Below are 19,775 nucleotides of genomic sequence, written 5' to 3'. Positions count from 1 at the left end.
TGCTGTCGTCGATCTTCACGTACAGTGCGGTCAAGAGGGTGTCCAGGTCTTGCGTCACAACATGATCTTGGATGCCCTCTCCTCATGCCTGGACATCGACCCCTGACTTCGGAACTACTCGTCTAGGGTGGCCCCCGCATGCGGTGATGCACATGTCGAGTACCATGTTGCAACATGTGCAACGAAGGGTGGGCTGCGGTGACCTCGGTATCAACCTCGGATGACCCGGGACAGTTCGACGCGGTCTGCGTCGGCGAGACCATGGTGATGGTGACCCCGACCCCGGGCGGACGGCTGGACGCGGAGTCGACCTTCGTCCTGCGGGCCGGCGGCGCCGAGTCCAACGTCGCGATGTTCCTGGCCGCGCTCGGCCACCGCGCCGCCTGGGCCAGCCGGGTCGGCGCCGACCCGCTCGGTGACCTTGTCGTCGACCAGGTCGCCGGCGTCGGCGTCGACACCTCGTTGGTCGAAACCGACCCGACCCGGCCGACCGCCGTCTACCTCAAGGACCCCGGGCCGGACGGCACCCGGGTCTACTACTACCGCCGCGGATCCGCCGCCGCCGGCATGGACCGGGCGTACGCGGACCGGGTCGCCGGGGTGCCGGCGTCGGTCCTGCACCTGAGCGGCATCACCCCGGCCCTCTCCGAGACCTGCCGGGACCTCGTCGACCGGCTCGTCACGACCCGGCCGGCCGGGCGCCGGCTGGTCTCCTTCGACGTCAACTTCCGGCCCGCCCTCTGGACCGGCGACGAGGCCGACGCGTTGCTCCGGCTGGCCCGGCTCGCCGACGTGGTCTTCGTCGGCCTCGACGAGGCGACCCGGCTGTGGGACGTGCACACCCCCGAGGGGGTCCGTGACCTGGTCGGCACCGCCGGCACGCTGGTGGTGAAGAACGGCGCCGTGGACGCCGTCGCATTCCACGAGGGCGGCACGACCACCGTACCGGCGAGGCGGGTCGAGGTGGTCGAACCGGTCGGGGCCGGCGACGCCTTCGCCGCCGGCTGGCTCTCCGGCGCGCTGCGCGGCCTCGACCAGACCGCGCGGCTGCGGCTCGGACACCTGGTCGCCGGCGCGGCGCTCGGCTCCGTCGGCGACTTCGCCGACCTGCCCCCGGTGGCGACGATCTGCGCCGAACTCGGCATCACCCCGGAGACCTGGCACGGCACCGACCAGCCGGCCGGCACCCGGGCCTGACCGGACCAGGAGTACACGATGTCGCAGACCGTCGAGCGCGCGCTGAGCATCATCGAGTTCTTCGCCGACCGGCCCCGGGCACTCGGCGAGATCGCCACCCACCTCGGGGTGCACAAGTCCACCGCGCTGCGGCTGCTGCAGACCCTGGAGGCCGGCGGGTTCGCCCGTCCGGTGGGCGGCCGGTACACCGTCGGGTTCCGGATGGTGGCGCTCGCCCACCAGGCGGTGGACCACCTGGAGCTGCATCCGGTCGCCCACCCGCACCTGGTCCGGCTCGGCGACCGGTACGGCCACACCGTGCACCTCGCCCAGCTCGTCGACGACCAGATTGTCTACGTGACCAAGGTGGACGGTCGCGGGGCGTTACGGATGCGGTCCCGGGTCGGCCAGGCGGTCAACCCGCAGACCTCCGGCGTCGGCAAGGCCGTCCTGGCGTACCTCGACGAGCAGACCCGGGACCGTTTCCTGACCCGGATCGACTATCGCCCGCACACCGCCACCTCCATCACCAGCCCGGAGGCGCTCCGCGCCGAACTGGACCGGATCGCCGAGCGCGGCTGGGCGGAGGACGACGGCGAGTTCGAGGACTTCGTCAACTGCGTGGCGGTGCCGGTCCGGGATGCCCGGGGCCGGGTGGTCGCCGCCGTGTCGATCACCGCGCTGCGGGCGCTCGCCCCGCTGGAGCAGCTCCGCGAGTACCTGCCCGACCTGACCGAGACCGGTACCGCGATCTCCCGTGACCTCGGGTGGACCGCGGACCGCCGACCATGAACGGAGCCGAGGTGGACACCCACTCCACGCCCTTCTTCGACAGCCTCTTCGCCAACCAGCCGGTGATGGCGATCCTGCGTGGCCTGCCGCCCGACCAGACCGTCGACCTCTGCCGGCGGGCCTGGGACATCGGCGTCGACGTGGTCGAGGTGCCGGTGCAGAGCCCGGACGCGCTACCGTCCCTGCACGCCGCCCTCGCCGCCGGGCGGGAACGCGGCCGCCCGGTCGGCGCCGGCACGGTCGTCACCCCCGAGCAGGCGCGGTCGGTGCACGAGGCCGGCGCCGCCTTCACCGTCGCCCCCGGGTACGACCCGCAGGTGGCCGCCGAATGCGCGGCTCTCGGTCTGCCGCACCTGCCGGGTGTCGCCACCTCCTCGGAGATCAACCAGGCGCTGCGTACCGGTCACACCTGGCTGAAGGCGTTCCCGGCGGCGCAGCTCGGTGCCGGTTGGATCCGGGCCCAGCTGGCGCCGTTCCCCACCGTACGGTTCGTCGCCACCGGTGGGGTGGACGCCGACAACGCCGCCGACTTCCTGAGCGCCGGCTGCCGGGTGGTCGCCGTCGGTTCCGCCCTGCAGGATCCCCGCCAGCTCGACCTGCTCGCCCGGCTGACCGGGCGGCTTGAGTAACGCTGATCGGGCGGCTTGAGCAACGCTGATCGGGCGGCGCCGACTCCCGGTCGATGGTCGCCCGGCTGAGCTGATCAACCGGCGGAGCCGGATCGGTGCGTCGCCCGGCTGACCGGCCGGCGGCCGGTCAGCCGGGCGAGCGGTCAGGCTCTGACCCGCATCTCCCGGTCCTGCCACGCGGCCCGGACCGACGTCTTGCCGTTGGTCCGCAGCAGCGCTCCCTCGTAGAGCCGGGCGGCGAGCGCCAGGCAGAGCACCGCACCGACGACCAGCACGAGCAGCGAGAGGAACGGCTCCCATCCGGCGGCGTCGCCGGTGAACAGCCGCAGCGGCATCGCGGTCGGCGCGGAGAACGGCACGTACGACAGCACGGTCATCGCCACCGGATTGTCGTTCAGGAACGACACCGCGAAGAACGGGATCATCACCAGCATCTGGATCGGGGTGGACGCCCCGGAGATGTCCTCCTGTCGGCTGACCAGCGCCCCGGCAACCGCCCAGAGCGAGGCCAGCAGGACGAACCCGACCACGAAGAACGGGATGAACCAGCCGATCGCGGGACCGATCAGGCCGAGCAGCGGGCCGGCGTCGACCAGTCGCATCGAGAGGACCGAGACCAGCCCGATCAGCGCCACCTGACCCAGCGCCAAGGCGCCGTTGCCGAGCACCTTGCCGGCCAGCAGCGCCCGTACCGGTACGGCGGCGACCAGGATCTCGACGATCCGGGTCTGCTTCTCCTCGGTGACACTCTGCGCGATCTGGATGCCGAAGGTCAGCGAGGCGAAGAGGAAGACGAAACCGAAGGCGAACGGGATCAGGAACGCCGCCACCGGGTTCACCGCGTCCGAATCGAGCAGCTGCACCGGCGGAGAGCTGCTCAGCGCGGACACGACCTCATCCGGCGCCTCCTTCATGGCGAGGACCCGGACCCCGCCCGGTACGTCGCCCGGCACGACCGCGGCGTCGACGTCGCCGTCCCGGACGAGCTGCTCGGCCCGCTGGGTGTCGGTGGCGGCGACCACCTCCAGACCGGCCCGGTCCAGCGCGGCGGCCACGTCCGGTGCGGCGGCCACCGCCACCGTGGAACCGTCGCCGGCGAACAACGCCGGCACGACCGCCGCACCGAGCGTGAAGAGCAGGAAGAAGACCGTGCTGAACAGGAAGGTCTTGTCACGCAGCCGTACCGTGATCTCCCGACCGGCGACCAGTCGGGTGGCGGCCCAGAACGAGCTGACGTTTCCCACCGGTCCGGGACGGTCCGGTCGACCCGTCCGGGCCTGGCCGGCGGGGGAGGTGGCGGAGGTGGTCGTCACTGGGTGACCTCCCGGAAGATCTGGGCGAGCGAGGGAACGACGGGGGCGAAGGCGCGGACCGGGCCACGATCCAGCGCGGCGTGCAGCACCCGCTGGTCGTCGGCCGGGTCGGTGAGTTCGAGCACGACCCGCGCCCCGTCCAGGTCCACGATGGAGACTCCGGGCAGGTCGCGTACCCAGCCGGCGTCGCCGTCGACGACCAGCTCGTACCGGGGTGCGGCGTACCGCGACCGCAGGTCGGTCCGGCTGCCGGTGGCCCGGACCGCGCCGGCCGCGATGATGACGAGGTCGTCGCAGAGCCGCTCCACCACGTCGAGCTGGTGGCTGGAGAAGAGCACGGGTACGCCGTCGGCGGCCCGTTCCCGGAGTACCCCGGCGACCACGTCCACCGCGATCGGGTCGAGGCCGGAGAACGGCTCGTCGAGGATGAGCAGCTCCGGACCGTGCACCAGGGCCGCGGCGACCTGGGCCCGCTGCTGGTTGCCGAGCGACAGCGTCTCCAGCAGGTCGTCGGCCCGTTCGGTCAGGTCCAGCCGCTCCAGCAGTTCGTCGACGCTGCGTCGGGCGTCCGCCGGGCTGAGCCCGTACAGGCGGCCGAGGTACGTCAGCTGCTCGCGGACCTTCATCTTGGGGTACAGCCCGCGCTCCTCCGGCATGTAGCCGAAGCGCTGCCGGACGGTCCGGGTGATCGGGCCGCCGCGCCAGGTCACCTCACCGGAGTCGGCCGCGAGCAGGCCGAGGATGATCCGCATCGAGGTGGTCTTGCCGGCACCGTTCGCGCCGACGAACCCGGTCATCCGCCCGGGGGTCACCTCGAACGAGATGTCGTCCAGCACTCTCCGGTCGCCGAAGGTCCGGTTCACCGACGAGACACGTAGCATCCAGCTCCTCCATCAGTCCGTGCGGCCGGGGCCGCCGTCGCCCCCCGGCCGGGTCGACGCTAGTGCGTGCCGGGGCCCCTGACGTCCGCCGCGCGACGGAACCGCGGGACGGAGCCGCGGGAGGGAGCCGCGTTACGAAACCGCGGGAGGGAGCCGGCCGTGTCCGGGGTCAGCGGTCGGCGGCGCCCGGAGTCACCACGCCGTGCTCGTACGCGAAGATCACCGCCTGGGTCCGGTCCCGCAGGCCGAGCTTCATCAGCACCCGGGAGACGTGGGTCTTCACCGTCGCCTCGCCGAGCACCAGGCGTTGGGCGATCTCCGCGTTGGAGGCGCCCGCAGCGAGCTGGACCAGCACCTCCCGTTCCCGCTCGGTGAGTTCGGCGAGCCGGCCCCGGTCCGGTCCGGTCGTCGTCCCGCCGGAACCCCCGGCCCGGGCCGCGGACCGGGCCGGATCCGTTGGTCCGGGCGTCGCGAAGGTGGCGATCACCCGCCGGGTGATCTGCGGCGCGAGCAGGGCGTCGCCCCGGGCGAGGACGCGTACCGCCTCGATCAGGTCCTCCGGGGTGCCGTTCTTGAGCAGGAATCCGCTGGCCCCGGCCTGCAGGGCGGCGAAGAGGTAGTCGTCGCGGTCGAACGTGGTGAGGATGAGGACGGCCGGACCCTCGCCGCCGCCGTCGGCGACGATCCGCCGCGTCGCCTCCAGCCCGTCCAGGTATGGCATCTCGACGTCCATCAGGACGACGTCCGGGCGGTGTGCCGCGGTCAGTTCGACCGCCTGTCGCCCGTCCGCCGCCTCACCGACGACCTCGACGTCGTCCTCCGTCTCGAGGATGATCCGCAGACCGGTCCGGACCAGATGCTGGTCGTCGGCGAGCAGGATCCGGATCGAAGTGCCGGTCATGCCGTTGCCTCCTGTCCGACGGTCCGTGCCGCCGGTTCGTCGCCGACCGTCCGTACCACCGGTTCGTCGGCGGTGGTCCGTGCCGTCGCCTCCGGTCCGACGGGCCGCGTCGCCGGGGCGACCGGGAACCGGGCGCGTACCCGGAAACCGCCGCCCTGCCGGGGGCCCACCTCCAGGCTGCCGTCGTGTGCCGCGACCCGTTCCCGCATGCCGATCAGGCCGAGCCCGTCGCTCTGCGGGCTCCGCGCCGACGGAACCGTCGCCAGCGCCCGACCGTCGTCGGTCACCTCGACCTCGACCTCGTGCCGCAGATAGCGGACGCGGACGTCGACGCTGCCCGCCCGGGCGTGCTTGATGGTGTTCGTCAACGCCTCCTGGACGATCCGGTAACCGGCGAGCGAGACCGACTCCGGCACCGGTAGCGGCGTGCCGAAGGTCTGGTACGCCACCGTGAGGCCGGCGTCCCGGGCGCCCTGGACCAGGGAGTCGACCTGGTCCAGCCCGTACCCGCTGGTGTGGCCGCCGGTGTCCGCCCCGGTGCGCTCGGTGCCGCCCGCGTCGCGCAGTACGCCGAGCATCCGGCGTAGTTCGTCGACCGCCGTACGGGCGCTCTGCTCCACCGCACCGAGGGCGGTCCGGGCCTTCTCCCGATCCTTCTCCATCACCCGGCGGGCGGCGCTGGCCTGCACCCCCATCACCGAGACGTGGTGCGCGACGACATCGTGCAGCTCCCGGGCGATCCGGACCCGTTCCTGGGTCACCGCCCGCTCCGCCTCGGCGGCCCGGGACCGTCGCAGTTCCTCGGCCTGCACCCGCAGTCGGTGGCGGCTTCGCGCGGAGACCCAGGTGCTGTTGCCCAGCAGGTACGCGAGCAGGAAGAAGGCCAGGTTGAACAGGATGCTGTGCAGGGAGGCCGCCAGCAGCGGTGGCAACGGTCCGGCGGCGCCCTCGAAGCGCATCTCGATCGTCAGGATCGAGATGGTCGCCGAGACGGCCAGCCAGGCGAACATGGCGACGATCACCCCGATCCGGATCCGGGCCGCCCACCGGCGGTGCCGTCCCCAGGCACCGAGCGTGTAGATCGCGACGAAGAGGGACGCCGAGGAGACCAACGTCTCCGGACCGCCTCTCGCCTGGGCGGCGATGAAGACCACGGCGATCACGATGGTGACCGCCTCGGGACGGGTACGTCGCCAGACCAGCGGCAGCGAGACCGCGACCGCCCAGGTCAACTGCTCCAGCCAGGAAGGCGGGGGACCGAGCGGGAACATTCCCATGCTGTTGGCGAGGACCACGCCGAGCATGCCGACGGCCGCCGTCGACAGCCCGAGGTACAGGTCACGTCGTTGTTGCGTCGGGTTCGGCCCGGGCCGGCACCACTCGTCGCTCGGTTCCCACGCCCGCTCGGTTCCCATCCGACATGAATAGCGCATCCACCCCGCCTGTCAGGAAGGGCCCCTTGCTGACAGCCGAGCCCGGGGGAGGTGCCGCCCGCTGGCGGGCCGCGAGCACAGGGCCGCCGGATGGAATACTTGACTCGGCAAGTATGTTGTGGGACGTGTCGGGGCGGATGCCCCGGAGCAAGGCCTTCACGCGAGGAGTCGATCATGCAGTTCGGGGTCTTCACCGTCGGCGACGTGACCGTGGACCCGACGAACGGGCGGTTGCCGTCCGAGGGCGAGCGGATCAAGGCGATGGTCACGATCGCGCTCAAGGCGGAGGAGGTCGGCCTTGACGTCTTCGCCACCGGCGAGCACCACAACCCGCCGTTCGTACCCTCCTCGCCGACCACCATGCTCGGCTACATCGCGGCCCGGACGAACCGGATCCTGCTCTCCACGTCGACCACCCTGATCACCACCAACGACCCCGTCAAGATCGCCGAGGACTACGCGATGCTGCAGCACCTCGCGGACGGTCGGGTCGACCTGATGATGGGCCGGGGCAACACCGGGCCGGTCTACCCGTGGTTCGGGCAGGACATCCGCAACGGCATCCCACTGGCGATCGAGAACTACGGCCTGCTGCGCCGGCTGTGGCGGGAGGACGTGGTCGACTGGTCCGGCAAGTTCCGGACCCCGCTGCAGTCGTTCACCTCGACACCGCGACCGCTGGACGGCATCCCGCCGTTCGTCTGGCACGGCTCGATCCGCAGTCCGGAGATCGCCGAGCAGGCCGCGTACTACGGCGACGGCTTCTTCCACAACCACATCTTCTGGCCGAAGGAGCACACCCGGCGGATGGTCGGGCTGTACCGCCAGCGGTTCGCGCACTACGGCCACGGCGACCCCGACCAGGCCATCGTCGGACTGGGCGGCCAGGTCTTCATGCGGCGCAACTCCCAGGACGCGGTCCGCGAGTTCCGGCCGTACTTCGACAACGCGCCGGTGTACGGACACGGTCCGTCGCTGGAGGACTTCACCCGGGAGACCCCGCTGACCGTCGGAAGCCCGCAACAGGTGATCGACCGCACGCTGGGCTTCCGCGAGTACGTCGGCGACTACCAGCGCCAACTGTTCCTGATCGACCACGCCGGCCTGCCCCTGAAGACCGTTCTGGAGCAGCTCGACATGCTCGGCGAGGAGGTGGTGCCGGTGCTGCGCCGGGAGTTCGCCGCGTTGCGACCGGCACACGTTCCGGAGGCGCCGACCCACGCCAGCCTGAAGGCCGCGCGGGACGCGGCCGACTCGGACGCCGGGGCCCAGACGGGTTCCGCCGCGATCGAGGCGGGAGCGGACCGATGACCCGTCGTACCCTCGCGGTGGTCTCCGGCGGCCTGCGCGTGCCGTCGTCCACCCGGCTGCTCGCCGACCGGCTCGCCGAGGCGACCGGCGCGGCGCTGGCCCGCCGGCAGGTGGAGGTCGAGACCCACGTGGTGGAACTGCGTGACCACGGCCACGACGTGGTGAACCACCTGTCGACCGGCTATCCGTCCGAGTCGCTGAAGGCGGCACTCGACGCGGTCGCCGCCGCCGACGGCGTGATCACCGTGACGCCGATCTTCAACGCCTCGTACAGCGGACTGTTCAAGTCGTTCTTCGACGTGCTGGGGGACCAGGCCCTGGTCGGCCGACCGGTGCTGATCGCCGCGACCGGCGGCACCGCACGGCACTCGCTGGCCCTCGAACACGCGATGCGGCCGATGTTCAGCTATCTGCGGGCGATCGTCGTGCCGACCGCGGTCTTCGCCGCCCCGGAGGACTGGGGCAGCGGTGATCCGCAGGCGAGCCTGCACAGTCGGATCAGCCGTGCGGCGGACGAACTGGCCGAGGAGATCAACCGGCGGGGGCCGGCGACGGTCGCCGACCCGTTCGCGCTGACCACCTCGTTCGACCAACTGCTGAACGGCGGGCCGGCCGGGCAGTGAACCCGGGCCGCCGCCGGCCGGGCGGCGGCTGAGCCCTGTTGCCGGTGACGGCGGTCCGGGGCGGATCCGGTTGAATGGGCGGATGACTTCCGTACCGGTGGTGGTGCAGGCGATCCGGCGTGCCACGGTCGACGCCGTCGAGGCGGCCCGGCTCCGGGACCTCACCGCGTTCGAGACGGCGGTCGGGGACCTGGCCGCGCAGAACCAGGAGCAGGTCGGCCGGGTTCTCGGCGGAATACTCCGGATGCAGCTCGAGGAGACGCACCAGGACGGACTGACCGGCGAGGACGTCCAGGCGGTGCTGACCCGCTGCGTCCGGACCAACGTGTCCTGGCTGCCCGACCTGGACGTCCAGGCGTTGGCGCTGCTGCTGACCGGCGCGCTCGGTGTACACCCGGAGGCCGGGGAGGTGCCGCCGCCGGACCGCACCACGGCGGCCCGGCACGCCCCACTGCTGGTGGCCGACCTGCTGACCGTCACCGGCCGGCCGGTCGGCGACTACCTGGACGCCGCCCTCACCGAGATCGCCACCACCGAGGCGATGGAACTGCCCTGACCGGGTAGGAAGGCCCGCCGGCGCCCGCCCTACCGCGGACGCCGGCCGTCCGACAACTCAGTGCCCGACCGAGTCGGAGTCGGTGGCCGCCTCCTCGCCCCGGTCGAGGGCGGAGAGCGCGGCCACGTCCGCCGGAGCCAGCGAGAAGTCGAAGATGTCGAGGTTGGTCTTCATCCGCTCCGGCGAGGAGGTCTTCGGGATCGGCACGAGCCCGAGCTCGACGTGCCACCGGAGCACGACCTGGGCCGGCGTCCGACCGTAGCGCTCCGCGACCTCCGTCACCACCGGCTCGGAGAGCAGTTCGCGGCCGTGCCCGATCGGCCCCCACGACTGGGTCACGATGCCGTGCTCCCGGTGGTAGGCGCGAACGGCCTCCCGGGCCAGCGTCGGGTCCAACTGGATCTGGTTGACGTCCGGCGTCACGTCGGTCGCGGCCCGGATCCGGTCGATGTGCGCCGGCTTGAAGTTGGACAGCCCGATTGCCCGGACCAGCCCCTCCCGCAGCAGGTCGGCGAGGCCGAGGAAGGCGTCCACGTACCGGTCCTGCCAGGGCATCGGCCAGTGGATCAGGTACAGGTCGAGGTAGTCCACGCCGAGCTTGGCGACGCTGTCCCGGAACGCCTCCCGAACCTGCTCCCGGCCGTGCCACTCGCCGTTCAGCTTGCTGGTGACGAAGAGCTCCTCCCGGGGTACGCCGGAGGCGCGCAGCCCACGGCCCACACCCGTCTCGTTGCCGTACTTGTAGGCGGTGTCGATCAGTCGGTAGCCGACGCCGATCGCCTCGGCGACGGCCCGCTCCGCCTCGGCGTCCGACATCGGCCAGGTGCCGAGGCCGACCTGGGGAATCCGGGCGCCGTTGGCCAGCGCGAGGGTCGGTACGGCCAGCTGCTCGCTCATCGGGGTGCTCTCCTGCCGTCGTACGGCCCGGGACGCGGGCCGGGTTGTGCGGGTCCAACCAGCTCAACCTACTCGCGTGATCATCGGGCCACCGCAGCCGGTTCAGAGCTGTCCGACGGCCAGTTCGCGCAGCGTGCCGGCGAGGGTGTTCCGGGCCAGCGGCACCTTGAAGGCGTTGCCGGGCAGCGGTCGGGCGTCGACGAGCTCCGCCTCGGCCGCCGCCCGGAACCGGTCCTCCCGAGCCGGGCCGCCGCGCAGCAGCTCCTCGGCCCGGGTCGCCCGCCACGGCTTGTGCGCCACCCCGCCGAGCGCGATCCGGACGTCCCGCACCACACCGTCGGCCACGTCCAGCGCTGCCGCCACCGAGACCAGCGCGAAGGCGTACGACGCCCGGTCCCGGACCTTGCGGTAACGGGAGCAGGTGGCGAAGGGCAACGGCGGCAGCTCGATCGCGGTGACCAGTTCGCCGTGCGCCAGCACGGTGTCCCGCTGCGGCTCCTGCCCCGGCAGCCGGTGCAGCTCGACCATCGGGATGCGTCGCTCACCGTCCGGCCCGCTGGTCACCACCACGGCGTCCAGCGCGACGAGCGCGACGGCGAAGTCGGAGGGGTGGGTCGCGACGCACTCCGGCGAGGTGCCGAGGATGGCGAGTTCCCGGTGGTATCCCTCGATCGCCGGGCATCCGGTGCCGGGTTGGCGCTTGTTGCACGGCGTGGTCACGTTCTGGAAGTAGACGCAGCGGGTGCGTTGCAGCAGGTTGCCGCCGGCGGTGGCCAGGTTGCGGAGCTGACCGGAGGCACCGGCGAGCAGGGCCTGGGAGAGCACCGGGTAGCGGCGCCGGACCAGTGGATCGGCGGCCAGGTCGCTGTTCGGGGTGGCGGCACCGATCCGCAGGCCGCCGTCGGGCAGCTCGTCGACCCGGTCGGAGGTGAGCCGGCGTACGTCGACCAGCAACTCCGGGGTGGCGACGTCGAGTTTCATCAGGTCGACCAGGTTGGTCCCGCCAGCGAGGAAGGCGCCGTTCGGGGTGCCGGCGAGCAGGGCGACGGCGCCGGAGACGTCCTCGGCCCGGGTGTAGCGGAAGGGTCTCATCGGCGGGCGACCTCCTCGATCGCCGGGACGATGTTGGCGTACGCCGCGCAGCGGCAGAGGTTGCCGCTCATCCGCTCCCGGATCTCGTCCGCGTCGAGCCGGACCGGGCCACCGTCGTCGCCACCGCCGTCCGGGTTGTCCATGGTGACCGCGCTCGGCCAGCCGGCCTCCGCCTCGCGGAGCATGGCGACCGCGGAGACGATCTGGCCGGGTGTGCAGTATCCGCACTGGAAGGCGTCGTGCCGGATGAAGCACTGCTGCATCGGATGGAGTTGACCGTCCGGGGCGAGCCCGGCGGCGGTGACGATCTCGGCGCCGTCGTGGGCGACCGCGAGGGCCAGGCAGCTGTTCACCCGCCGACCGTCGAGCAGGATCGTGCAGGCGCCGCACTGGCCGTGGTCACAACCCTTCTTCGGGCTGGTGTTGCCAAGTCGTTCCCGCAGGGCGTCGAGCAGGGTGGTCCGGGTGTCCACGGTGAGCCGGTGGTCCGTTCCGTCGACCCGGATGGTGACCTCGACGTCCATGGCCGGACCTCCCGCCTGTACGGAACGCAGCGAACACCTCCAAAGCTAGCCATACCGGCACGGATCGCGCGGTGAAATATGGAAAGCGCGGGTGGGTGAGAATCAACGGCATGCGGTTCGGCATCCTGGGCGTGACGGAGGTGTACGCCGACGACGGCTCCCGGGTCGTGGTCGGCGGTGCCCGGCTCCGTGCCCTGCTGGTGCTGCTGCTGCTCGACGCGGGTCGAATGGTCGCCGCCGATCGGCTGATCCACGGCCTGTACGGCGACAGCCCGCCGGCGGGCGCCAACAACGCCCTGCAGTCCCAGGTCAGCCGGCTGCGCCAGATCCTGGCCGGGACCGGCGGGTCGACGCCGCGACTGGAGTTCCACCCGGCCGGCTACCGTCTCGCGATCGACCCGGAGGACGTCGACGTCCACCGGTTCACCCGGCTGGTGACGGCCGGGCAGCGGGCGCTCCGCGACGGCGACCGGGCCTCGGCGGTCGTACTGCTGCGCGAGGCGCTCGACCTGTGGCGGGACGAACCGTTGGCCGACGTCCGACCGGCCCCGTTCGCCACCCCACAGGCGGTACGCCTGGCGGAGCTGCGGCTGGGCGCGGTCGAGGACCGGGTGGAGGCGGAACTGGGCCTGGCCGGGCCGGGGCCGCTGATCGGCGAGCTGCGGGACCTGGTGACCGCGTACCCGCTGCGGGAGCGGCTGCGCGGTCAGCTGATGCGGGCGCTGTACGCGGGCGGCCGGCGGGCCGAGGCGCTCGCCACCTTCGCCGAGGGGCGGCGGCTGCTCGCCGAGGAACTCGGCGCCGACCCGTCACCGGAGCTCGCCGCACTCCACCTGACGATGCTGCGCGACGACCCGGTGCCGCGCCCCGCGGATCGGCTGCCGCCGCCCGGTGACGACCGGTTGCCACCGCCCGGTGGCAGCCCGGTGCCGCCGCGCACCGACCGCACGTCACCGGTGGGGGAGACCGGGGTGGCGGAGGCGGGTCCGTCGACTGACGGCGGGTCGGCCGAGCCGGCGTACCCGTCGGGGCCGCCGGCCACCGGCGGCCGCCCGGGATCCGGGCTGCCCGGACAGCTGAGCAGCTTCGTCGGGCGGGAGGACGAACTCGGACGGATCAGCAAACTGCTGGACGAGGCCCGGCTGGTCACGGTGCACGGTCCGGGCGGCGTCGGCAAGACCCGGCTGGCGATCGAGGCGGCCGGTCTGCAGTCCGGGGACGTCCGGATGGTCGAGCTGGCCGGACTGGTCGACGGGGCGGACGTGGCGCCGGCGGTCCTGGCCGCGCTCAACCTGCGGGACGCGGCGCTGCGGGCGCCCGGTGGGCCCCGGGACGTGGTCGACCGGCTCGTCGCGGCCCTGGCCGACCGGCGACTGCTGCTGGTGCTGGACAACTGCGAGCACGTGGTCGCCGACACGGCCCGGCTCGCCGCCCGGCTGCTCGCCGGCTGTCCGGGGCTGCGGATCCTGGCCACCAGCCGGGAACCACTCGGGATCACCGGCGAGGCGGTATGCCCGCTGGCCGGTCTGCCGCTGCCGGCGACGGAGGTCACCGCCGGCACCGCGCGCGACTGCGCCGCGGTGCGGCTCTTCCTCGACCGGGCCGTCGACGTGGCACCGGGATTCGACGTCGACGAGGAGAACCTCGACGCGGTGCTGCGGATCTGCCGTACCCTCGACGGTCTGCCGTTGGCCATCGAACTCGCCGCCGCCCGGTTGCGGGCGCTGCCGGTCGGCGAGATCGCGGCCCGGCTCGACGACCGGTTCCGGCTGCTGAACCGGGGCAGCCGGGTGGCCCAGCCCCGGCACCAGACGCTCCGCGCGGTCGTCCGGTGGAGCTGGGACCTGCTGGACGGGACCGAGCAGCGGCTGGCCCGACGGTTGACCGTCTTCGCCGGCGGCGCCGACCTGGCCGCGATCGAGCGGGTCTGCGGCCCGTTCGACGCCGCCGACGTCCTCGACGTACTGACCGGTCTGGTCGACAAGTCGCTGGTCGAGGCGGGGGGTGGGCGCTTCCGGATGCTGGAGACGGTCCGGGCCTTCTGCGCCGAACGCCTGGTCGACGCCGGCGAGGCGGCACCGCTGCGCCGGGCGCACGGCGCGTACGTCCTCGAGCTGGCCCGCGCCGCGGACCGTGGGTTGCGCGGCGCCGACCAGTTGGAGTGGTTGCGCCGCCTGGACGCCGACCGGGACAATCTCCACCTCGCGCTGCGCCGGGCGGTCGCCGACGCCGACGTCGACCTGGGCCTGCGGCTGGTCGCGGCGCTCTCGTTCTACTGGTGGCTGCGGGGCCTGCGCGCGGAGGGGGCAGCACTCGCCGACCAACTCGTCAGCCGCCTCGGCCCCGAACCTCCAGCCGGACTCGAGGAGGCGTACGCGCTCTGCATCCTGCACGCCTCGCTCGGCGGGTACGGTCCGGCGGCGCGGGCCGTGGCCCGGGCCGGCGAGATCCTGTGGAACCTGAACCGGCCGCTGACCCAGCCGTTCCTGCTCTACCTGTCCGGGATGGCCGCCGGCCCGCCACCGGACCTGCCTCTGTCGGTATCCGGGACGCCGGAGTCGTGGGGCATCGTGGTCGGGTCCGATCCGTGGAGCCAGGCGCTGGCCGCGCTCGGCATCGGCATGGTGCGGATGATGGAGAGCCGGTACGACCAGGCGTGGGCGGAGTTCGACCGCGGGTTGGCGGGATTCCGGGCACTTGGTGAGCGCTGGGGCAGCGTACTGACGCTGAGCACGATGACCGAACTCGGCTACCGGTGTGGTGGGGCGGAGACCACCGGGCTGCTGGACGAGGCGCTGCGACTGGTCGAGGAACTCGGCTCCACCCTGGACATGGCGGAGCTGCTGCGTATCCGGGCGGACGGCCGGGTCAGCGTCGGGGAACTCGACGGGGCGGTGGCGGACTACCGCCGGGTGACCGAGCTCGCGTCGCGGGCCGGGGCGCCGGAGATGCTCGCCGCCGCCCACCTCGGGCTCGGCGAGATTGCCCGGCGCCGGGGCGACCCGACCGGGGCCCGGCGACTGGCCGAGCAGGCCCTCGCCGAGTGCCCGACCGGCTGGTTCGGCGCCGAGGGGGTCCGGCTCGCCACCCTGGTCCTGCTCGGTCAACTCGCCGAGGCGCGGGGAGCGCCAGACGAGGCCCGGGCGCACTTCCGGGAGGTGCTGGCCGCGCCGGTCGGGGTGTGGGAGTCGGCGATGCTCGCGATCGCGGTGGAGGGCCGGGTCGGGCCGGTGCTCCGGGACGGTGATCCCGAACGGGCCTGCCTGCTGCTCGGCGCGGTGTCGGCGCTGCAGACCGGCATCGGTCCGGCGGGGGCGGTGGCCGGCACGGAGGTCGCCGGCGCGGTGCGGGCCCGACTCGGCGACGCGGCGTACGAACGGATTTTCGACCGGGGTGCGGCGCTGGACCGAACCGCGGCGCTCGACCTGCTCGACCGGTCCTGAGCCGGCCGCCCGACGTCGGGTTCGGGCCGTCGGCCGGCGGTGCGTGACCGGTGGGTCCGGAGCCAGGCCGGTCAGCGTGTGGTGCGCGGCCGGTGCGCGCGGTCCGGGACTGTCGACGGCATGACCAATACGACGTCAGCGGTCGTCGCCGAAGGGCTGCGCAAGCGGTACGGCACGACCTGGGCCCTGGACGGGCTCGACCTGGCCGTGCCGACCGGCACGGTCTACGGGATGTTGGGCCCGAACGGCGCGGGCAAGACCACCGCGGTGCGGATTCTGACCACGCTGTTGCGGTTCGACGCCGGTCGGGCCCGGATCGCCGGGTACGACGTGGCCCGCCAGCCGGAGCAGGTCCGCGGTGTGCTCGGGCTGACCGGCCAGTACGCCGCGGTCGACGAGATCCTCAGCGGACGGCAGAACCTGATCCTCTTCGGCCGGCTGCACCACCTGTCCCGGCGGGCCGCCCGCCGGCGCGCGGACGAGTTGCTGGAGCGGTTCGGGCTCGCCGACGTGGCGGGCCGTTCGGCGGGAACGTACTCGGGTGGGATGCGGCGCCGGCTCGACCTGGCCGCCAGCCTGATCATGACACCGAGGGTGCTCTTCCTCGACGAGCCGACCACCGGCCTCGACCCGCGCAGCCGCAACCAGCTGTGGTCGGCGGTACGGGAGCTGGCGGCGAACGGGACGACGGTGCTGCTCACCACCCAGTACCTGGAGGAGGCGGACCAGCTCGCCGACCGGATTTGTGTGATCGACAGCGGCCGGATGGTCGCGGAGGGCACGTCGGACGAGCTGAAGGCCCGCATCGGCGCGGACCGGATCGAGGTGGTCGTCCGGGACCGGGCCGGGGTGGCGGCCACGGCGGCGATCCTCGAGCGGCTCGCGGCCGGCCCGGTGAGCGTTGACGCCGAACTGCGGCAGCTCGGCGCGCCGGTGGTCGACCGGGTCGCCGCGCTCGGTGACGTGATGCGGGCGTTGGAGGCCTCGGGAATCGTGGTGGCCGACATCGGCCTGCGCAGGCCGACCCTGGACGAGGCGTTTCTGCAGCTCACAGCCGGCGGAGCCCGGCAGGTGGCGGGGGTGGCGCGGTGACCGGGGTCGGTGGGGTGGTCGGCGGAGTCGCGGGTGACGGGGGTGGCGCGGTGAACGGGGGTGACGCGGTGCGCAGGTTCCGCTGGGCGGTGGTCGACGGGGCGACGATGACCGGGCGCAACATGGCGCACGTGGTCCGGTCGCCCGAGGAGATCATCATCTATTTCAGCCTGCCGATCATGTTCGTCCTGGTCTTCGGTTACGTCTTCGGCAGCGGCATGACGGTCCCGGGCGCGGGCAGCTACCGGGAGTTCCTCCTGCCGGGCGTTTTTGTGATGACGATGCTCTACGGACTCGGTGCCACCGCGAGCGGCGTGGCGATGGACGTCAGCCGGGGAGTGGTGGACCGGTTCCGGTCGATTCCGATGGCCCGGTCGGCACTGGTGACCGGGCGTACCGGGGCCGACCTGATCCGGGCCCTGCTGGAGATGACAACCCTGGTGGTCTGCGGTCTGCTGGTCGGCTGGCAGTGGCGCAACGGTGTGGTCGACGCGCTGGCGGCGGTGGGTCTGATCCTGCTGCTGCGGCTCGCCTTCACCTGTCTTGGGATCTTCTTCGGCCTGGTGGTTCCGAACCCGGACACGGTCGGCGTGATCGTCTTCCCGCTCGCCTTCCCGCTCACCGCCCTCTCCAACGTCTTCGTCGCCCCGGAGTTGTTGCCGGACTGGCTCGGTGCGGTCGCGGCCTGGAATCCGCTTTCCGCGACGGTGGCCGCCGCCCGGGAGTTGTTCGGCAATCCGGGAATCGGTGGCGACTCCTGGCCGGCGCAGCACGCGGCCCTGCTCGCCGTCGTCTGGCCGCTGGTGTTGATCGCCGTCTTCGCCCCGCTGGCGGTACGTCGTTACCAGCGGCTGGGCCGCTGAGCCCGGGCCGGCGGTCCGACCCTACGGATGGATTTAGCGTCAGCTTGACGTGAATACCCTTCCCTGTTTATCGTCCCAGTGACGAAAACAGGGGAGGGTATCCGACCATGAGTGACGTGAAGCGACGTCTGTTCCTGCGGCACCTGCGCGGCACCCCGACCAGCTGGGTCCGCCACCACGTCCGCGGTCAGGTCCGGCACGAGGGCGTGGGGCTGTCCTTCTGGTACCGGCCGCTGGTCAGCGTACTGAGCGAGGTGCCGGTCGACGACCGGGAACTGCCGCTGCTCTTCCACGCCCGGACCAGCGACTTCGCCGACGTCACCGTCCAGGCGACGGTGACGTACCGGATCGCCGACCCGGCACTGGCCGCGAGCCGGTTGGACTTCTCGGTCGACCCGGACCGGGGCGCGGCCCGGGGACGGCCACTGGACCAGATCGCCACCCTCCTCGCCGAGCTGGCCCAGCAGCCGGCACTCGACCTGCTGGCCCGGGTGCCGCTGGCCCAGGCACTGACCGACATCGCCGCCGTCCGGGAGGCGGTCTCGGCCGGGCTGCGCGACGAGACCCGGCTCACCGACATCGGCGTCACCGTGGTCAGTGCCCGGGTCGTCGCGGTCCGGCCCGAGCCGGAGATGGAACGGGCGCTGCAGACCCCGACCCGGGAGGCGGTCCAGGTCGAGGCCGACCGGGCGACGTACGCCCGGCGGGCCCAGGCGGTCGAGCAGGAACGGGCCATCGCGGAGAACGAACTCCAGAACAAGATCGAGCTGGCCCGCCGGGAACAGCAGCTCGTGGAACAGCACGGCGCCAACGCGCGGCGCAAGGTCGAACTCGACGCCGCCGCCGATCTGGCGGTGGCCCAGGGCAAGGCCGAACGGGAGAAGGTGACGAACGCCGCGACGGCCGACCGGGCCCGGGTGCTGGCCGCCGCCGAGGCCGAGAAGGAGCGGACCCTCGCCGCCGCCAAGGCCGACGGGGTACGGGTGATCGGGCTTGCCGAGGCCGAGGCGGAGGCGGCCAAGCTCGCCGCCTACCGGGACCTGCCGGCCGGGGTGCTGCACGCGCTGGCGCTGCGGGAGATGGCCGGTCAGCTGCCCGAGGTCGGCCAGCTCACCGTCACCCCCGACGTGCTGACCGGCCTGCTGGACCGGTTGGCCCGGTGAGCGCGACCCTGGCTCCCCGGGTCGTGGTGGTGAGCCGGCGCAGCGAACTGGACGAGCTGCTGGCTCAGCACGGCACCCGGGCCGCGGCCGGGCACTACCTGAGTCGACGGGGGCGCGACCTGGCCGAGGTGGTGGCCCGGCACGACGCGCTGCAGGTGGCGCTGACCACGGTCGGCGCCGCCGTCCCGGCGGACTGGCGTCGGGGCCACGCTGACCGGGACGACCTGGCGCGGTTCCCGTTCGCGGCCGAGGACGTTGTCGTCGCGGTCGGCCAGGACGGACTGGTGGCCAACGTGGCGAAGTACCTCGACGGTCAGCCGGTGATCGGGGTGGACCCGGATCCGGGTCGCAACGCCGGCGTACTTGTCCGGTACGCGCCGTCGGAGGTGGCTCGGCTGCTGCCGGCGGTGGTCTCCGGGCGGGCGCCGATCCGGCGGCGCACCATGGTCCTGGCGGTCCTCGACGACGGGCAGGAACTGCTCGGCCTCAACGAGATCTACGTCGGGCACCCGGGCCACCAGTCCGCCCGCTACCTGCTGTCCCTGATGGACGGCCGTCGAGAGCGGCAGTCCTCCTCCGGCCTGGTGGTCGGGACCGGGACCGGTGCCACCGGCTGGTGCGCCTCGATCGCCCGGGAACGGGGCGACGGTCCGGCCCTGCCGGCCGCCGACGAGCCGGCGCTGTGCTGGTTCGTCCGGGAGGCGTGGCCGTCACCGGCGACCGGTGTGGCGTTGACCGCCGGGCGGCTCGGCCCGGGCGAGACGGTGGAACTCGCCGCCGAGCGGGAGCGACTTGTCGTCTTCGCCGACGGACTCGAACACGACCACCTGGCGCTGGCCTGGGGTCAGCGGCTCACCGTCGGCCTGGCCGGACGGTCCCTGCACCTGGTCGAGCCGGCACGCTCCTAGGGCTCGAGCGTGGCGGGCATGCTGAAGGCGGCGACGTGACGGGCACCGATGAAGGCGTTGCTTTCTACGATCTTCCCGTTCTCGATCCGGAGTACGTCGACGACCAACGCCTCGTAGTGCGGGCTGCCGGGCCGGCGGAGATAGTTGATCAGTGCCGGGCGCCCGTTGGCCGAGGTGG

Annotated in this window: 18 protein-coding genes and 1 pseudogene; 11 read left to right on the top strand and 8 right to left on the bottom strand. The window is 72.8% G+C overall.

Annotated features, from left to right (window positions below):
* The first annotated feature begins 198 nt into the window (after nt 1-198).
* Genes ABGB21_RS36405 through ABGB21_RS36395 form a run of 3 tightly spaced genes read left to right on the top strand, consistent with a single transcriptional unit; the run spans nt 199 to nt 2,597 of the window.
* Nucleotides 199-1,197 (top strand): sugar kinase, encoded by a 999-nt coding sequence (locus tag ABGB21_RS36405; RefSeq protein ID WP_347681692.1) that lies wholly within the window; start codon nt 199-201, stop codon nt 1,195-1,197.
* 18 nt (nt 1,198-1,215) lie between these two features.
* A complete protein-coding gene (locus tag ABGB21_RS36400; protein WP_347681690.1) occupies nt 1,216-1,968 on the top strand; it encodes an IclR family transcriptional regulator in 753 nt (250 codons plus the stop codon).
* Nucleotides 1,965-2,597 carry a bifunctional 4-hydroxy-2-oxoglutarate aldolase/2-dehydro-3-deoxy-phosphogluconate aldolase gene (locus ABGB21_RS36395; RefSeq protein WP_347658599.1) on the top strand — a complete coding sequence of 211 codons (633 nt, stop codon included), beginning with the start codon at nt 1,965-1,967 and terminating at the stop codon, nt 2,595-2,597. The genes ABGB21_RS36400 and ABGB21_RS36395 overlap by 4 nt, the downstream gene beginning before the upstream one ends.
* A 143-nt stretch (nt 2,598-2,740) precedes the next feature.
* Here the strand turns inward: ABGB21_RS36395 and ABGB21_RS36390 are convergent, their stop codons facing one another.
* The 4 genes from ABGB21_RS36390 to ABGB21_RS36375 form a co-directional block, all read right to left on the bottom strand.
* Nucleotides 2,741-3,841, bottom strand: a complete 1,101-nt coding sequence (locus ABGB21_RS36390; protein WP_347658607.1) for an ABC transporter permease — start codon at nt 3,839-3,841, stop codon at nt 2,741-2,743.
* Nucleotides 3,842-3,906: 65 nt separating this feature from the next.
* Complete coding sequence (locus ABGB21_RS36385) at nt 3,907-4,791, bottom strand: ATP-binding cassette domain-containing protein (protein ID WP_347658600.1); 885 nt, start codon at nt 4,789-4,791, stop codon at nt 3,907-3,909.
* A gap of 169 nt (nt 4,792-4,960) precedes the next feature.
* On the bottom strand, nt 4,961-5,692 hold the full coding sequence (locus ABGB21_RS36380; protein WP_347658601.1) for a response regulator transcription factor: 732 nt from the start codon (nt 5,690-5,692) through the stop codon (nt 4,961-4,963).
* Nucleotides 5,689-7,107, bottom strand: a complete 1,419-nt coding sequence (locus ABGB21_RS36375; protein ID WP_347658602.1) for a sensor histidine kinase — start codon at nt 7,105-7,107, stop codon at nt 5,689-5,691. The genes ABGB21_RS36380 and ABGB21_RS36375 overlap by 4 nt, the downstream gene beginning before the upstream one ends.
* Nucleotides 7,108-7,299: 192 nt before the next feature.
* Here ABGB21_RS36375 and ABGB21_RS36370 point away from each other — a divergent pair, with 192 nt between their 5' ends.
* The 3 genes from ABGB21_RS36370 to ABGB21_RS36360 all read left to right on the top strand — a co-directional run bounded on the left by ABGB21_RS36370 (nt 7,300) and on the right by ABGB21_RS36360 (nt 9,615).
* Nucleotides 7,300-8,436: an LLM class flavin-dependent oxidoreductase gene (locus ABGB21_RS36370; RefSeq protein WP_347658603.1), complete on the top strand. Its 1,137-nt coding sequence runs from the start codon at nt 7,300-7,302 to the stop codon at nt 8,434-8,436.
* Complete coding sequence (locus ABGB21_RS36365; RefSeq protein ID WP_347658604.1) at nt 8,433-9,059, top strand: FMN reductase; 627 nt, start codon at nt 8,433-8,435, stop codon at nt 9,057-9,059. Before ABGB21_RS36370 ends, ABGB21_RS36365 begins: the two co-directional genes overlap by 4 nt.
* Nucleotides 9,060-9,141: 82 nt before the next feature.
* Nucleotides 9,142-9,615 carry a hypothetical protein gene (locus tag ABGB21_RS36360; protein ID WP_347681688.1) on the top strand — a complete coding sequence of 158 codons (474 nt, stop codon included), beginning with the start codon at nt 9,142-9,144 and terminating at the stop codon, nt 9,613-9,615.
* A gap of 57 nt (nt 9,616-9,672) precedes the next feature.
* On the opposite strand, the gene ABGB21_RS36355 is transcribed toward ABGB21_RS36360, so the two are convergent.
* From ABGB21_RS36355 to ABGB21_RS36345, 3 genes are all read right to left on the bottom strand, one after another.
* The gene (locus tag ABGB21_RS36355; RefSeq protein ID WP_347681686.1) at nt 9,673-10,512 is read right to left on the bottom strand and encodes an aldo/keto reductase; all 840 of its coding nucleotides are present in this window, start codon (nt 10,510-10,512) and stop codon (nt 9,673-9,675) included.
* Nucleotides 10,513-10,614: 102 nt separating this feature from the next.
* Nucleotides 10,615-11,604 carry a xanthine dehydrogenase family protein subunit M gene (locus tag ABGB21_RS36350; protein ID WP_347658609.1) on the bottom strand — a complete coding sequence of 330 codons (990 nt, stop codon included), beginning with the start codon at nt 11,602-11,604 and terminating at the stop codon, nt 10,615-10,617.
* Complete coding sequence (locus ABGB21_RS36345) at nt 11,601-12,128, bottom strand: 2Fe-2S iron-sulfur cluster-binding protein (protein ID WP_347658610.1); 528 nt, start codon at nt 12,126-12,128, stop codon at nt 11,601-11,603. Before ABGB21_RS36345 ends, ABGB21_RS36350 begins: the two co-directional genes overlap by 4 nt.
* A 110-nt stretch (nt 12,129-12,238) precedes the next feature.
* On the opposite strand from ABGB21_RS36345, the gene ABGB21_RS36340 reads away from it, so the two are divergent.
* From ABGB21_RS36340 to ABGB21_RS36320, 5 genes are all read left to right on the top strand, one after another.
* Nucleotides 12,239-15,571 (top strand): BTAD domain-containing putative transcriptional regulator, encoded by a 3,333-nt coding sequence (locus ABGB21_RS36340; protein ID WP_347658611.1) that lies wholly within the window; start codon nt 12,239-12,241, stop codon nt 15,569-15,571.
* Nucleotides 15,572-15,691: 120 nt separating this feature from the next.
* Complete coding sequence (locus ABGB21_RS36335; protein ID WP_347658612.1) at nt 15,692-16,663, top strand: ATP-binding cassette domain-containing protein; 972 nt, start codon at nt 15,692-15,694, stop codon at nt 16,661-16,663.
* Between the two features lie 107 nt (nt 16,664-16,770).
* Nucleotides 16,771-17,526 carry an ABC transporter permease gene (locus tag ABGB21_RS36330; protein WP_347681694.1) on the top strand — a complete coding sequence of 252 codons (756 nt, stop codon included), beginning with the start codon at nt 16,771-16,773 and terminating at the stop codon, nt 17,524-17,526.
* Nucleotides 17,527-17,633: 107 nt separating this feature from the next.
* Nucleotides 17,634-18,689, top strand: a complete 1,056-nt coding sequence (locus tag ABGB21_RS36325; RefSeq protein WP_347658613.1) for an SPFH domain-containing protein — start codon at nt 17,634-17,636, stop codon at nt 18,687-18,689.
* Nucleotides 18,686-19,597: a hypothetical protein gene (locus ABGB21_RS36320; RefSeq protein ID WP_347658614.1), complete on the top strand. Its 912-nt coding sequence runs from the start codon at nt 18,686-18,688 to the stop codon at nt 19,595-19,597. The genes ABGB21_RS36325 and ABGB21_RS36320 overlap by 4 nt, the downstream gene beginning before the upstream one ends.
* Here the strand turns inward: ABGB21_RS36320 and ABGB21_RS36315 are convergent.
* Nucleotides 19,594-19,775: pseudogene (locus tag ABGB21_RS36315) on the bottom strand (RNA polymerase subunit sigma-70); the annotation flags it as partial. The gene ABGB21_RS36320 and the pseudogene ABGB21_RS36315 sit on opposite strands and share 4 nt — an antisense overlap.

The organism is Plantactinospora sp. B24E8, from assembly GCF_039871735.1.
Taxonomy (GTDB): domain Bacteria; phylum Actinomycetota; class Actinomycetes; order Mycobacteriales; family Micromonosporaceae; genus Plantactinospora.
The sequence above is the reverse complement of the archived record's forward strand: the minus strand, read 5'-3'. Positions and strand labels throughout refer to the sequence as shown.

Excerpts from the sequence above, each read along its gene's own strand:
- ABGB21_RS36400 (WP_347681690.1), top strand. The coding sequence starts at position 1,216 with ATGTCGCAGACCGTCGAGCGCGCGCTGAGCATCATCGAGTTCTTCGCC.
- ABGB21_RS36395 (WP_347658599.1), top strand. The coding sequence starts at position 1,965 with ATGAACGGAGCCGAGGTGGACACCCACTCCACGCCCTTCTTCGACAGC.
- ABGB21_RS36385 (WP_347658600.1), bottom strand. The coding sequence starts at position 4,791 with ATGCTACGTGTCTCGTCGGTGAACCGGACCTTCGGCGACCGGAGAGTG.
- ABGB21_RS36380 (WP_347658601.1), bottom strand. The coding sequence starts at position 5,692 with ATGACCGGCACTTCGATCCGGATCCTGCTCGCCGACGACCAGCATCTG.
- ABGB21_RS36375 (WP_347658602.1), bottom strand. The coding sequence starts at position 7,107 with ATGGGAACCGAGCGGGCGTGGGAACCGAGCGACGAGTGGTGCCGGCCC.
- ABGB21_RS36370 (WP_347658603.1), top strand. The coding sequence starts at position 7,300 with ATGCAGTTCGGGGTCTTCACCGTCGGCGACGTGACCGTGGACCCGACG.
- ABGB21_RS36365 (WP_347658604.1), top strand. The coding sequence starts at position 8,433 with ATGACCCGTCGTACCCTCGCGGTGGTCTCCGGCGGCCTGCGCGTGCCG.
- ABGB21_RS36360 (WP_347681688.1), top strand. The coding sequence starts at position 9,142 with ATGACTTCCGTACCGGTGGTGGTGCAGGCGATCCGGCGTGCCACGGTC.
- ABGB21_RS36355 (WP_347681686.1), bottom strand. The coding sequence starts at position 10,512 with ATGAGCGAGCAGCTGGCCGTACCGACCCTCGCGCTGGCCAACGGCGCC.
- ABGB21_RS36350 (WP_347658609.1), bottom strand. The coding sequence starts at position 11,604 with ATGAGACCCTTCCGCTACACCCGGGCCGAGGACGTCTCCGGCGCCGTC.
- ABGB21_RS36345 (WP_347658610.1), bottom strand. The coding sequence starts at position 12,128 with ATGGACGTCGAGGTCACCATCCGGGTCGACGGAACGGACCACCGGCTC.
- ABGB21_RS36340 (WP_347658611.1), top strand. The coding sequence starts at position 12,239 with ATGCGGTTCGGCATCCTGGGCGTGACGGAGGTGTACGCCGACGACGGC.
- ABGB21_RS36335 (WP_347658612.1), top strand. The coding sequence starts at position 15,692 with ATGACCAATACGACGTCAGCGGTCGTCGCCGAAGGGCTGCGCAAGCGG.
- ABGB21_RS36330 (WP_347681694.1), top strand. The coding sequence starts at position 16,771 with ATGACCGGGCGCAACATGGCGCACGTGGTCCGGTCGCCCGAGGAGATC.
- ABGB21_RS36325 (WP_347658613.1), top strand. The coding sequence starts at position 17,634 with ATGAGTGACGTGAAGCGACGTCTGTTCCTGCGGCACCTGCGCGGCACC.